This window comes from Dyella sp. 2RAB6 (genome assembly GCF_052115385.1).
Taxonomy (GTDB): Bacteria; Pseudomonadota; Gammaproteobacteria; order Xanthomonadales; family Rhodanobacteraceae; genus Dyella_D.
This window is the reverse complement of sequence record NZ_JBFRGP010000003.1, coordinates 1-12,998: the sequence shown is the minus strand read 5'-3', so window position 1 is coordinate 12,998 and position 12,998 is coordinate 1. Positions and strand designations below refer to the sequence as shown.

10 protein-coding genes are annotated in these 12,998 nt (G+C 65.9%); 4 read left to right on the top strand and 6 right to left on the bottom strand.

Going from position 1 to position 12,998, the window contains the following annotated elements:
- Positions 1-72: 72 nt before the first annotated feature.
- From AB4083_RS05940 to AB4083_RS05920, 5 genes are all read right to left on the bottom strand, one after another.
- Entirely contained in the window at positions 73-960 is an 888-nt protein-coding gene (locus AB4083_RS05940; protein WP_441606847.1) for a cytochrome c oxidase subunit 3, read from the bottom strand.
- A gap of 84 nt (positions 961-1,044) precedes the next feature.
- On the bottom strand, positions 1,045-1,182 hold the full coding sequence (locus AB4083_RS05935) for a hypothetical protein (protein ID WP_441606846.1): 138 nt from the start codon (positions 1,180-1,182) through the stop codon (positions 1,045-1,047).
- Between the two features lie 52 nt (positions 1,183-1,234).
- Positions 1,235-2,851, bottom strand: a complete 1,617-nt coding sequence (gene ctaD, locus AB4083_RS05930) for a cytochrome c oxidase subunit I (RefSeq protein ID WP_441606845.1) — start codon at positions 2,849-2,851, stop codon at positions 1,235-1,237.
- A 54-nt stretch (positions 2,852-2,905) separates the two neighbouring features.
- Entirely contained in the window at positions 2,906-3,850 is a 945-nt protein-coding gene (gene coxB / locus AB4083_RS05925) for a cytochrome c oxidase subunit II (protein ID WP_441606844.1), read from the bottom strand.
- Between the two features lie 20 nt (positions 3,851-3,870).
- Positions 3,871-4,356 carry a DUF2244 domain-containing protein gene (locus tag AB4083_RS05920; protein ID WP_441606843.1) on the bottom strand — a complete coding sequence of 162 codons (486 nt, stop codon included), beginning with the start codon at positions 4,354-4,356 and terminating at the stop codon, positions 3,871-3,873.
- Positions 4,357-4,683: 327 nt separating this feature from the next.
- On the opposite strand from AB4083_RS05920, the gene putA reads away from it, so the two are divergent.
- Positions 4,684-7,872 carry a bifunctional proline dehydrogenase/L-glutamate gamma-semialdehyde dehydrogenase PutA gene (gene putA / locus AB4083_RS05915; protein ID WP_441606842.1) on the top strand — a complete coding sequence of 1,063 codons (3,189 nt, stop codon included), beginning with the start codon at positions 4,684-4,686 and terminating at the stop codon, positions 7,870-7,872.
- Between the two features lie 118 nt (positions 7,873-7,990).
- Here putA and AB4083_RS05910 read toward each other — a convergent pair whose 3' ends face one another.
- Entirely contained in the window at positions 7,991-9,031 is a 1,041-nt protein-coding gene (locus AB4083_RS05910; protein WP_441606841.1) for a hypothetical protein, read from the bottom strand.
- 140 nt (positions 9,032-9,171) lie between these two features.
- Here AB4083_RS05910 and AB4083_RS05905 point away from each other — a divergent pair, with 140 nt between their 5' ends.
- The 3 genes from AB4083_RS05905 to AB4083_RS05895 all read left to right on the top strand — a co-directional run bounded on the left by AB4083_RS05905 (position 9,172) and on the right by AB4083_RS05895 (position 12,524).
- Positions 9,172-10,257 (top strand): AraC family transcriptional regulator, encoded by a 1,086-nt coding sequence (locus AB4083_RS05905; RefSeq protein ID WP_441606840.1) that lies wholly within the window; start codon positions 9,172-9,174, stop codon positions 10,255-10,257.
- 204 nt (positions 10,258-10,461) lie between these two features.
- Positions 10,462-11,916, top strand: coding sequence for a pectin acetylesterase-family hydrolase (locus AB4083_RS05900; RefSeq protein ID WP_441606839.1), 1,455 nt, complete (start codon positions 10,462-10,464; stop codon positions 11,914-11,916).
- A gap of 8 nt (positions 11,917-11,924) precedes the next feature.
- Positions 11,925-12,524, top strand: coding sequence for a hypothetical protein (locus tag AB4083_RS05895; RefSeq protein WP_441606838.1), 600 nt, complete (start codon positions 11,925-11,927; stop codon positions 12,522-12,524).
- Positions 12,525-12,998: the final 474 nt, after the last annotated feature.

Sequence of the window (12,998 nt, the reverse complement as noted above, 5' to 3'; positions counted from 1 at the left end):
AGCCAAAGAAAAAGCCCGCCTTCCGGCGGGCTTTTTCGTTTCCGGGCGGCGAGCGCCTCAGAGACCTGGGTATCAGAGGATGTAGACGAACATGAACAGCCCCAGCCACACCACGTCCACGAAGTGCCAGTACCAGGCCACGGCTTCGAAAGCGAAGTGGTGGTCCTTGCTGAAGTGGCCCTTGGCGCAGCGGAACCAGATCACCGCCAGCATGATCGTGCCCAGCGTCACGTGCATGCCGTGGAAGCCGGTGAGCATGAAGAAGGTGGAGCCGTACACGCCGCTCTGCAGCGTCAGGTTGAGCTCCTTGTAGGCCTCGATGTACTCGTGCGCCTGGAAGTACAGGAAGGTCGCACCCAGCAGCACGGTGAAGGCCAGGAACACCAGCAGCTTGCCGCGATGGCCGGCCTTCAACGCATGGTGCGCGATGGTGACGGTGACGCTGGAGGTCAGCAGGATCAGCGTATTCAGCAGCGGCAGGCCCCACGCCGCCACGGTCTGGAAGTCGCCGCCGATGCGGGCCGGACCGCCGCCGCCGTTGGCGCCCCATGCGGCTGCATAGTCGCCCCACAGGAACTGGTGGGTCAGCACGCCGTGGCCATCGCCGCCCAGCCACGGCACCGAAAACATGCGGGCATAGAACAGCGCGCCGAAGAAGGCGCCGAAGAACATCACCTCGGAGAAGATGAACCACATCATGCCCATGCGGAACGAGGTGTCCACCTGGGCGTTGTAGTTGCCCGCCAGCGACTCGCGGATCACCGAGCGGAACCAGCCGAAGAACATGGCCAGGATGCCGACGAAACCGATCGTCAGCAGCGTCTTGCCGAAGCTGGCCTCACCGGGCTGCGCGTTCAGCCAATGCGCGGCACCGAGCACGGTGACGAACATGACGACTGCGGCCACGATCGGCCACGAGCTCTTGGAGGGTACGAAATAAGCGCCTTGCTGCTGACCCATGGTGAGTTTCCCGTGGATTTCTTTGTTACTTCCACCCGCCGGAATGCGCGGGGTTGCGAAACCTGTGTTGCTTTACCGTGCCGCCTACTTCGAGATCCACAGCATCTGCAGGATCGAGAACACGAAGACCGCCACCGCGATCGTCGCCACCACCAGGGCGGTGCGCCTGGCGCGCTTGCGGCGCGCCCCTGCCTGCTCGATGTCTGTCTGCTGCTGGTTCACTGGTAAGCGCTACCGGCGCCTGCCGCCTCGCGGCGGCAAGCACCTTTCATCTTCAGTCTTCGACGTGCCCGTGGGCGAGCTCGTCGTCGTGGATCACCGGCGGCAACTCGAAGGTGTGGTACGGCGCCGGCGACGGCAGCGTCCATTCCAGGCCCTTGGCGCCTTCCCACACGCGGTCGGTGGCCTTCTTCTTCGAGAACCACACCGCATGCGCGATCACGCCCAGGAAGATCAGCTGCGAGGCGCCGAACAGGAAACCGCCGATCGAGCTGATCATGTTGAAGTTGGCGAACGCGACGTTGTAGTCCGGGATACGGCGCGGCATGCCGGCCAGGCCCAGGAAGTGCTGCGGGAAGAACAGCACGTTCACCCAGATCACGCTGTTCCAGAAATGCACCTTGCCCCAGAACTCGCTGTACATGTGGCCGGTCCACTTCGGCAGCCAGTAGTACGCGGCCGCGATGATCGCGAAGATCGCGCCGGTCACCAGCACATAGTGGAAGTGGGCCACCACGAAGTAGGAGTCGTGGTACTGGAAGTCCGCCGGCACCAGCGCCAGCATCAGGCCGGAGAAGCCGCCGATGGTGAACAGGATCACGAAGGCGATCGCGAACAGCATCGGGGTCTCGAAGGTCATCGAGCCGCCCCACATGGTGCTGACCCAGTTGAACACCTTCACGCCGGTCGGCACCGCGATCAGCATCGTCGCGTACATGAAGAAGATCTCGGCGCCCAGCGGCAGGCCGACCGCGAACATGTGGTGGGCCCACACGATGAACGACAGGAAGGCGATCGAGGCGATCGCGAACACCATCGCCTTGTAGCCGAAGATCGGCTTGCGCGAGAAGGTCGGCACGATCTCCGAGATGATCCCGAACGCCGGCAGGATCATGATGTACACCTCGGGGTGCCCGAAGAACCAGAAGATGTGCTGGAACAGCACCGGGTCGCCGCCGCCGGCCGCATTGAAGAAGCTGGTGCCGAAGTACTTGTCGGTGAGCAGCATGGTCACCGCACCCGCCAGCACCGGCATCACCGCGATCAGCAGGAACGCCGTGATCAGCCAGCTCCACACGAACACCGGCATTTTCAGCAGGTCCATGCCCGGGGCGCGCATGTTGAGGATGGTCGCGATGATGTTGATCGCGCCCATGATCGAGCTGATGCCCATCAGGTGGACCGCGAACACCACGTAGGCCAGCGAGTCGGTCTGCAGCGACAGCGGCGGGTACATGGTCCAGCCGCCGGCCGGGCCACCGCCCGCCATGAACAGCGTGGACAGCAGCAGCGCGAAGGCGAACGGCAGGATCCAGAACGACAGGTTGTTCATGCGCGGCAACGCCATGTCCGGCGCACCGATCATCAGCGGGATCATCCAGTTGCCCAGGCCCACGAAGGCCGGCATCACCGCGCCGAAGATCATGACCAGCGCATGCATCGTGGTCATTTCATTGAAGAAGTACGGCTGCACCAGCTGCATGCCGGGCTTGAACAGCTCGGCGCGGATCACCATCGCGAAGCTGCCGCCGATGAAGAACATCAGCAGCGAGAACACCAGGTACAGGGTACCGATGTCCTTGTGGTTGGTGGACATGCACCAGCGCACGAAGAAATTCTTCGGCGCGCCGTGATGGTCGTCATGGTGATCGTGGGTGGCTGCGTGGGCCATGGCCTTGCACCTCTACCTAAACGGAATGCTGTGGGACGGCGTGTGGCCGAAGGATCAACCCTGGTGGCTGGTCGCCGGAGCGGCGGCCTGCGCGGTCTTCGGCGCGGCGGCGCTGGCGGCCGGAGCCGGAGCAGCCGGCTGCGCGGGCGCCGGCGGCTGGGCCGCCTGCTGCTTCTGCGCCAGCCACTGCTCGAACTCGGCCTTGGGCACCGCCTTCACCACGATCGGCATGAAGCCGTGGTCCTGGCCGCACAGCTCGGCGCACTGGCCGCGGTACACGCCCGGTTCCTTGATGTTGGTCCAGGCCGCGTTGACGATGCCGGGGATGGCGTCGATCTTCCAGCCCAGCGCCGGCACCCACCAGGAGTGGATGACGTCGCCGGCGGTGATCACGAAGCGGATCTTGGTGCCGACCGGCACCACCAGCGGCTCGTCGACATTGATCAGATAGGTGTTGTAGCCGTCCACCTTGACCGCGTTCGGGTCCAGGCCGGACTTCAGCTGGCGGGTCTCGTCGCTCTCGCGGTCCAGCTTGGAGATGAAGCCGACCTTGTCGACCGGCTTGCCCTGGTATTCCACGTAGTCGTAGCGCCACTTCCACTGGAAGCCGGTGATCTTCACCGTCATCTGCGAGCCGGTGGTGTCGGCGAAGGTCTTCAGGCCGCCGGTGGCCAGGTAGGCCAGCACGATCAGGATGATCACCGGGATGGTGGTCCAGATGATCTCGAGGGTGGTGTTGTGCGACCACTTCTCGGCCACCGCGCCGCGCGATTTGCGGAAGCGGAACATCGCCACGAACATCGCGCCGAACACCACGATGCCGATGACGACGCAGACACCCAGGGCGACGTTATTGAGGAAGTACGGCTCGGACGACCATTCGGTCACGCCGCGCGTCATGTTCAGCTGACCGGGTTCCGGGTTGGACCACGCCGCGCCAGCAAACAGCGCGCAGATCGTTGCCACCCATGCCTTGATCCTGATGCCGCCAGATGTCATGTCTTGCACCCTTGTTGAACCTACCTGCGCGGCTGCGGATGAAGGTCCGCCAGCAGCACCATGAGTTTCCTCGACAGCTCGACACGTTCCTCGTCGGCGAGAAACGCCCCGATCTCCAACTCGCGCCCATGCGACGTCAGCAGCAGACGATGGCGTCCCGCACCTTGCCCCAGCCGCACGCGCACCCAGTAGGACTGGAAGCGCGCACTGCGCCGGCCTGGCAGGGATTGCACCTCCAGCGACGTGGCGTCGAGGGTGATGCGCTCGCTGCGGTCGCCGGCCCGCCAGGCCACGCCCAGGGCGAGAACCACCGCGGAGGACTCGACCAGCGCGAACAGCGGAGCGAATACATTGCCCTGCCACGCGCCCAGTCCGGCCGTCGTCAGCGCCAAAGCCGCCAGTACCCCCATCCATCGACGCAGATCACGCCGGCTGAGGGCGCGATTAGGCTTGAGCCAAATCGTCGCGCACGGCAGGCCGGCGACAGCTGGTCGAAGCACGATCATGGAGTAACCGGCGTGCCTGGAACCCGCGAATCATAGGCCGCGGCGTCCGCACGGGCAAGAATGACGCAGGGGCTTGACGTGGGCTTCGGGATGCGGTGCGCCGAAATGAAGCCCCTCTCCCATCGGGAGAGGGGTTGGGGTGAGGGTTCGGGCGGAGCGCAAGAATGATGTGCACGACTCCGGCCGTACCCTCATCCGGCTGCCGCCACCTTCTCCCAGCGGGAGAAGGACTCCACCTTGAATCCCGAGGGCATACGGATGCGTCCGTTCCCCCTCAACACGTACAATCACAGAATTCCCTTGCGCTTCCCCGGCCATCGACATCCCGTGACCCAGCCCATCCTCAGCCCCGAACTCCCCACCGGCGCCGAACCGGCCCGCGCGCGCATCACCGCCGCCTGGCTGCGCGACGAGACCGAAGCGGTCAACGACCTGCTGGTGCAGGCCAGCCTGCCGCCCACCGAGCGCGAAAAGGTGATCGACCTGGCCGCCGACCTGGTGAGCCGCGTGCGCGCCCGCGCCAAGGACCAGAGCGCGGTCGAATCCTTCATGCGCCAGTACGACCTCTCGAGCGAGGAAGGCGTGCTGCTGATGTGCGTGGCCGAGGCCTTGCTGCGCATCCCCGACAAGGTCACCGCCGACAAGCTGATCCGCGACAAGCTCGGCGACGCCAACTGGAAGAAGCACCTGGGCCAGAGCGAATCGCTGTTCGTCAACGCCTCCACCTGGGGCCTGATGCTCACCGGCAAGCTGGTCAACCTGGCCGAGGACACCCGCCACGACTTCGCCGGCGCCCTGCGCCGCCTGGTCGGTCGCGCGGGCGAGCCGGCGATCCGCCTGGCCGTGCGCCAGGCCATGCGCGTCATGGGCCACCAGTTCGTGATGGGCCGCACCATCAACGAGGCGCTGGACCGCTGCGCGCAGAAGGAATACGCGGTCTACCGCTATTCCTACGACATGCTTGGCGAATCGGCGCTCACCAGCGAGACCGCCGAGCGCTACCAGCAGGACTACCGCAACGCCATCGCCGCCATCGGCGCGCGCGGGCCGTTTGCCAACCACACCGACGCGCCCTCGATCTCGGTCAAGCTCTCCGCGCTGCACCCGCGCTACGAAGTGGCCAAGCGCGAGCTGGCCCGCCGCGAGCTGAGCGCCAAGCTGCTGGAACTCTCGCAGCTGGCCATGAAGTACGGCATCGCGCTGTCGGTGGACGCCGAGGAAGCGGACCGCCTGGAACTGTCGCTGGATATCCTGGGCGAGGTCTTCGCGCATCCCTCGCTGGCCGGCTGGAACGGCCTCGGCATCGTGGTGCAGGCCTACGCCAAGCGCACCCCGTTCGTGATCGACTGGCTGATCGAGACCGCCCGCGGCTCCGGCCGCCGCTGGTACGTGCGCCTGGTCAAGGGCGCGTACTGGGACGCCGAGGTCAAGCGCGCGCAGGAGAACGGCTTGCCGGGCTACCCCGTGTATACGCGCAAGCCGAATACGGATGTTTCGTACCTGGCCTGCGCACGCAAGCTGTTCGATGCCGGCGTGGAACTGATCTACCCGCAGTTCGCCACGCACAACGCGCACAGCATCGCCTCCATACATCACCTGTCCAAGGGCCGCCCGTACGAATACCAGCGCCTGCACGGCATGGGCACCGACCTGTATGCCGAAGTGATCGGCGCACAGAACCTCAACGTGCCCTGCCGCGTCTACGCGCCGGTCGGCACCCACGAGGACTTGCTGCCCTACCTGGTCCGCCGCCTGCTGGAAAACGGCGCCAACACCAGCTTCGTCAACCGCGTGGTGGACGAAAGCCTGCCGGTGCGCGAGCTGGTCGCCGATCCGTGCGAAACGGTGCGCTCGTTCGCATCCATTCCTCACCCGCGCATTCCGCTGCCGGTGAATCTTTACGGTGAGAATTCTGCGCTTGCGCAGAATTCAAATCATGTATTTAGGAAGAATTCCATGGGCGTCAATTTCTCCAACGACAACGAACTGAAGGCCCTCGCCGAGACGGTCAACGCCAAGTCGGGCCCGTGGACGGCCGCTCCGCTGGTGCCGGGCGCGAACAGCGCCGGCGCCACCGTGCAGGTCACCAACCCGGCCGACCGCCGCCAGGTGGTGGGCAGCTACGTCAGCGCCGACAGCGCCACGGTCGAGCAGGCCCTGGCCAATGCCGTCGCCGCGCAATACGGCTGGGACCGCCTGCCGGCCGCCAGCCGCGCCGCCATCCTGGAGCACGCCGCCGACCAGCTCGAAGCGCGCCGCGGCGAGTTCATCGCCCTGTGCGTGCGCGAAGCCGGCAAGGGCCTGCCCGACGCCATCGCCGAGATCCGCGAGGCCGCCGACTTCCTGCGCTACTACGCCACCATGGCGCGCCGCTACTTCGGCCAGCCAGAACAGCTCCCCGGCCCGACCGGCGAGAGCAACCAGCTGTTCTTGAACGGCCGCGGCGTGTTCGTCTGCATCAGCCCGTGGAACTTCCCGCTGGCGATCTTCCTGGGCCAGGTCGCCGCGGCGCTGGCCGCCGGCAATAGCGTGATCGCCAAGCCGGCCGAGCAGACCAGCCTGATCGGCCATGCCGCCGTGCAGCTGCTGCACGAAGCCGGCGTGCCGGCCGACGTGCTGCAGTACCTGCCGGGCGACGGTGCCACCGTCGGCGCCGCGCTCACCCGCGACCCGCGCGTGGCCGGCGTGGCCTTCACCGGCTCCACCGAAACCGCCTGGGCGATCAACCGCGCGCTGGCCGCGCGCAACGCGCCGATCGCCGCGCTGATCGCCGAGACCGGCGGCCAGAACGCGATGATCGCCGACTCCTCCGCCCTGCCCGAGCAGATCGTCAAGGACGCCATCTCCTCCGCCTTCCAGTCCGCCGGCCAGCGCTGCTCCGCCGCACGCGTGCTGTTCGTGCAGGAAGACATCGCCGACAAGGTCTGCGCCATGCTGGCCGGCGCCATGGCCGAGCTGAAGGTGGGCGACCCCGCCCAGCTGTCCACTGACGTGGGCCCGGTGATCGACGAGGACGCGAAGAAAATCCTGGTCGACCACGCCGCGCGCATGGACCAGGAAGCGAAGAAGATCGGCGAAGTCGTGCTCGACGCGGCCACCACCGGCAACGGCACCTTCTTCGCCCCGCGCGCCTACGAGATCCCCGGCCTGGCCACGCTGACCCGCGAGATCTTCGGCCCGGTGCTGCACGTGATCCGCTGGAAGGGCAGCGAGCTGGACAAGGTGGTCGAGCAGATCAACGCCACCGGCTACGGCCTCACCCTGGGCATCCACAGCCGCATCGACGACACCGTGGAGTTCATCCAGAGCCGCGCCCGCGTCGGCAACTGCTACGTCAACCGCAACCAGATCGGCGCGGTGGTCGGCGTGCAGCCGTTCGGCGGCGAAGGCCTGTCCGGCACCGGCCCCAAGGCCGGCGGCCCGCACTACTTGTTCCGCTTTGCGGGCGAGCGCACGCTCACCATCAATACGACGGCCGCGGGTGGCAATGCGTCGCTGCTGACGATCGGCGAGTAAACAACGCCGGCGTAGGTTGGGGTGAGCCACAGGCGAACCCCAACATCGCACCCTTCACGCGCTTCACAACGTTGGGGTTCGCCTATGGCTCACCCCAACCTACGCCGGGCGCGGCGCATCAACCATCGTCATCGCTGCTGTCCGAGTAATCCGGATCTTTCTTGCGAAAGCTATTCGGCGGAAACGCGTTCTTGTAACTCCCCTTGCCAAGCGCGCGGCGCGCCGTCGCCGGATTGCGCGCCATCAGGAATTCCGGCGGAGTGTCCTTGTCCCCGCCCACGAACGCGTCATTGAACGACGTGGTGCCCTTCTTGATGCCACGCAGTTTCGCGCGCATGTCCTTGCTCGAGCCCCGCACGCGCTCCGGTTCCGATACATGGCTGATCGCCAGCAGCTTGGCGGCGGCGTTGGACTCCTCGCCGCTGGCGATGCGCGGGTTCTTCTTCGGCCGCTGGCCGGTTTCGATCGAGCTCAACAGCTCGGTCGCTACTTCCTGTTCGCGCTCCTTGCGCTTGCTGCCGGTGAGCCGGGGACTGATCAGGGCATCGGTGATCTCGCTGTACTTGTGGCCCACCGAGGCGTTCGAGTAGTCCTTCTTGACGGTGGTGATCTTCGGCGCCGGGTCCTTGGTCGGAAACTTGGACAGGTTGACCGGCCCGAACGGCGTCGTCACCGACACGCCGGTGGTGGCGCCACCCCGCCACTGCTTGCGCGCCTCGCGCGCCGTGTTCTCGAACTTGTGCGTGGACTTGCCGAGCTTGCCGGAACTCGCCCGCTTGTCGTCGCGCGCAAACGCGCTGCGGTAGCGGCCGCCGGTGCTCTCGGCCGGAATATCCGCGATCTTGGTCGCGGTCGCGCGCTTGGGCGCGGGCTTCATCGGCGAGAGCTGGGGGCCGCCGCCGGTGGCCTTTTTCGTCGACGTCGATCCGCTGCCCCGCCCACCCTGCTTCATCGGCGAAAGCTGGTTGCCGCGGCCGTTCCCTTTGACTCTGCCCATGCTGCCCCCTGACTGGTAAGGCGCCCGCTCGACCAGCGCCCGCTCCGCCACACGCTGCCCACTATCCACCGGCGTACCCGGGGAGCGTAACCCCGCCAGCTCCTCCCGCCTCGCCAGCACAGGATTGGCGCACATCCGGCTCCCGCAGGGACCGACCCGCATCACACTGCCGTTCGCGCCTCGTCACAATAGGCAGGCGGCTCAATGGTTTGTGCATCGCGCAAACACCGGCCTGCCGTGCGTGCTATAGAAACGCCTTTCGCGCCGGCCCTCGCCGGCACCCGTGGGGAGCACGAGGCACGATGGCACGTCCCGCCACCCTGGCCGGCCTGGCGCCGCCCGCGGCGCATCCGCTGCTGGCGGACGATCCGCGTTATACGGCTGCCGAGTTCCCGCCGAACAAACTGCTGTACCTGGCGCAGATGGCCGACGCGCTGGGCGTGGACAGCCGCAACTGGTTCGCCGGCCTCGCCTTGAGCCGCACCCAGATCGCCGACCCCGCGCTGCGCGTGTCCTATCGCCAGGCCAGCCTGTTCGCGCGCCGCGCCTTGCAGGCGCTGGACGTGCCGGACGCCGGCCTGCGCATCGGCCGCGAAGGCACCATCGGCGGCTTCGGCCTGCTCGGCCTGGCCATGATGACCTCGCGCACGCTCGGCGAGGCCATGCTGGCCGGCGTTGCCCACCACAAGATCTGCGGCTGCCTGCTGGAACTCAACCTGGAGCCGCTGAGCGAACGCGAAGTGGCCCTGGTGGCGTGGCCGCGCTTCGGCGATACCGAACTGCTGCCGTTCTTCTGCGAGGAACTGTTCGCCAGCTGTTTCATGATCGCGCGCGAACTGGTCGGCCCGGAGCTGCGCCCGGTGCGCGTGGAATTCGGCTATCCGCGTCCGTCGTATGCGCGTGCGTACGAAGAACTGTTCCAATGCGAAGTGCGCTTCGGCACGCCGCAATGCCGCCTGCTGATCGGCACGCCGTGGTTGGCGCGCCCGCTGCCTGGGCATAACCCGCTCACTGCGAAGCAGGCGCTGGCGTTGTGCGCGCAGCAGATGACGCCCGATGGCGGCGAGCCGCACCAGGAGATCGTCGCCGCGGTGGAACGCCTGCTGCGCAGCCGCCTGCGCCAGCAGCCGCGGCTGCTGGACGTGGCGCGCACGCTCAACCTCAGCGAGCGCTCGCTGCGCCGCAAGCTGGCCGAGAGCGGCCGCATCTTCCGCGAGATCCACGACCGCGTGCGCGCCGAACGCGCGCTGGAATTGCTGCGCGCCGGCCAACTGAGCGTGGCGGAAATCGGCTCCGAAATCGGCTTCAGCGATCCGCGCGAATTCAGGCGCGCGTTTAAACGCTGGACCGGCATGCCGCCGCAGAACGCTCGCCACGCCGGCGACTAGCTTCGCGGGGGGCAAGCCGGACAAGTGCGGGGGGCAATCCAGCCGACTTGCTCGATTTTCACGCAATCTTGCTTGTGGCGTGCAGCCGCAAGGCGTCTGCTCCGTCGATCGGGCCAGGGGAGCATGGCCCGTACCGGTGAACCACCGGGCATTACGCGATCGTGACCCACGCATCTCGTGCCGATTGGATTCGGAGGAACCCACATGTCCCTGCGCCGCACATCCTTGGCTGCCCTGCTGGGCGGCTTTCTGCTTTGCAATGCCGCGCCTGTCCTGCACGCCGAGGAAGGCGATTACACACCGCTGCAGGTGCTGCTCAATTTGATCAGTCCACCGCGAGCGGATCATCCGGTCACACCCGATCAGCGACTGGGGCCGTATCCGTTATTGAGCAATCCGGCCGGTTTTGCCGACGGTTTCAAACCCGGCGCCTACGATCAGTGGCAGACCATCCAGCTCGCCCCGGAAACCGGCGCGATCTGCGGTAATGGCTCGCCGTACAAGTTCTTCCTGCTGCGCAGTGCGCAGACCACCAACACGGTGGTTTATATGGAAGGCGGCGGCGCGTGCTGGGATTACGGCAGTTGCACGGGCCAGTCGGGTATTCGCGGCGCGCGCAATCCCAATGGCATTCCCGACAATTACATGACCATCAGCAATCCGGGGGCGCTGCTGGTCAGCCCCTTCGTGGGCCGGCTCAACCTGCTGGACCTGGTGAATCTGCTCAATGGCGAGTTGCCGCAATTGCAGCCGTTGAAGACGCAGCAGTGGAATATCGTCTATGCGCCGTATTGCACCGGCGATATTTATTCGGGCGATCGCGTTGCGGTTTATCCCGACCCCAGTGGCCAGCACGAGCCGCTGATCTGGCACCACAACGGCCTGCGCAACGAGCGCGCGATGCTGGCGTGGCTCAAGGACCATCTGCCGCGACCGGGCCAGATGCTGTCGACCGGTTGCAGTGCCGGTGGCACCGGCAGCCTGACCAACTATGCGGCGCGGCGTAAGGACATGGGTTCGCCGCGCTCCTTCCTGCTCGACGATTCCGGGCCGATTTTCTCGGCACCCACGGGCGGCAAGCCGGCGGACTATCCGTCCGAGCCGCTGTTCGCACAGATCCGCCAGGCCTGGGGCCTGGATGAAGCGAACGGCCCCTTGAACACACTGCAGCATTACCTGCCCGGCTTCGACCGCAGCGATATGGGCAGCATCTATCCCGCGCTGTCCGCGGAGTTTCCCAACGATCGCCTCGGCCATACGCATTTCTGGCAGGACCTCAATTACTCCAGCTATTCGTATGAGCGCTTCTATCCGGAGATTGCCAATGCGCCGGACCAAGCCACCAAGGAAAGGCTGATCCATCAGCTATGGGCGATCGACACCAATCGCCTGCGCCAGACCACCGACGGCCTGAATAACTTCGGCGGTTATTTCCCGCAGTACCGCGCGCTCAATGAAAGCCACTGCACCACCATCGTCGATCTGCGCAATGGCGATATCCAGGATCAGCATCTGGAGCTGATCGACTTCATCAATAACGTGCTGGATGGGCAGGGGCGCGTGATCCATGCGTCGGAAGCCAGCGATGCGGCGGATCGCGCGAAGCCGGCGAATCCGTTGTACATCCTGGTCGACCAGTTGCTCAGCAACGGGCTGTGAGGCGCGCAATGAATCGCGCGGTGGTGATCCTGGCGGCATCCGGTCTCGGCCTGGGCGGGCTTTGGCTCGCCTGGCCGAGACCACCCGCGCCGGTGCCTGTGCGCACCGGCGCGACCGCCGTAGCGGTGCCACGCGTTGCGGCGACGGTGGATAGCGCGGCAGTTCGCGATTATCAGCAGCGCGAGCGTTTCGGCCAGGACGTGCATGATTTCTTCGCGCGCGCACGAACGCTGGACCCGCTCACCCGCCAACGCCAGGCCGATGCCTTGCGCGAGGAGCTTCGGCGACGCGAGGCCGATCGATCGATCAGCGCCGGCGAGTCGATGAATCTGCAGATCGCCTTGGTGCGTGTGACGGTGGATGACCCACAAGCGCAGGCCGATGCGCTCGCTGCGTTGGGTGCGCAGTTCCATACGGACGCTGAGCAGGCGAATCAGGCCTGGCTGCAGCAGCTTGCCTCTGATCCGCAGTTTCAGCGTTACAAGCAGGATGAGCGGCGCATTGTCGAAGCGGTGATGGCGATGCCGGTCATCCCTGGCGGCGAGAGCCGCGACGCGTATCTGCGCGAGCAGTTGCAGCAGGCGCGCGAGGCCGCGTATCGCCACTGAGCCATCCGAACGGCGTAGGTTGGGGTGAGCCAACGGCGAACCCCAACCATGCGATGCGCATCGATATGCCGATGTTGGGGTTCGCCGCTGGCTCACCCCAACCTACATCGATGAAGTACAAATCGGAATCGCCCTACAGACAACTTTCAGTTGCTCTGATAGCGTGATTCTCGTTACCCGCGGAATGTTTTCGACGCCTCGCGGGTAACCATGGCAGCAATGCTGTGAGAAGCGCGGACCAAGGGTGTCTCACCACCCCTGGCCCGCTAACCATCAACAACCTCAGGAGTTGATCATGGCTAAGCCAGATCATACGTCACTCTCGCGCTCGTCGATCCCCAGGACGACACACCCACCGAACATCCGGGCCGTCCGCCCACATCGCGGACACGGTTGAAGAACCGCGGCCTAAGAGTTTTCGCAGGAATTATTCCGAGCCGTCCTACCCGGCACGTCGCCCTGCGCGACGGCGAA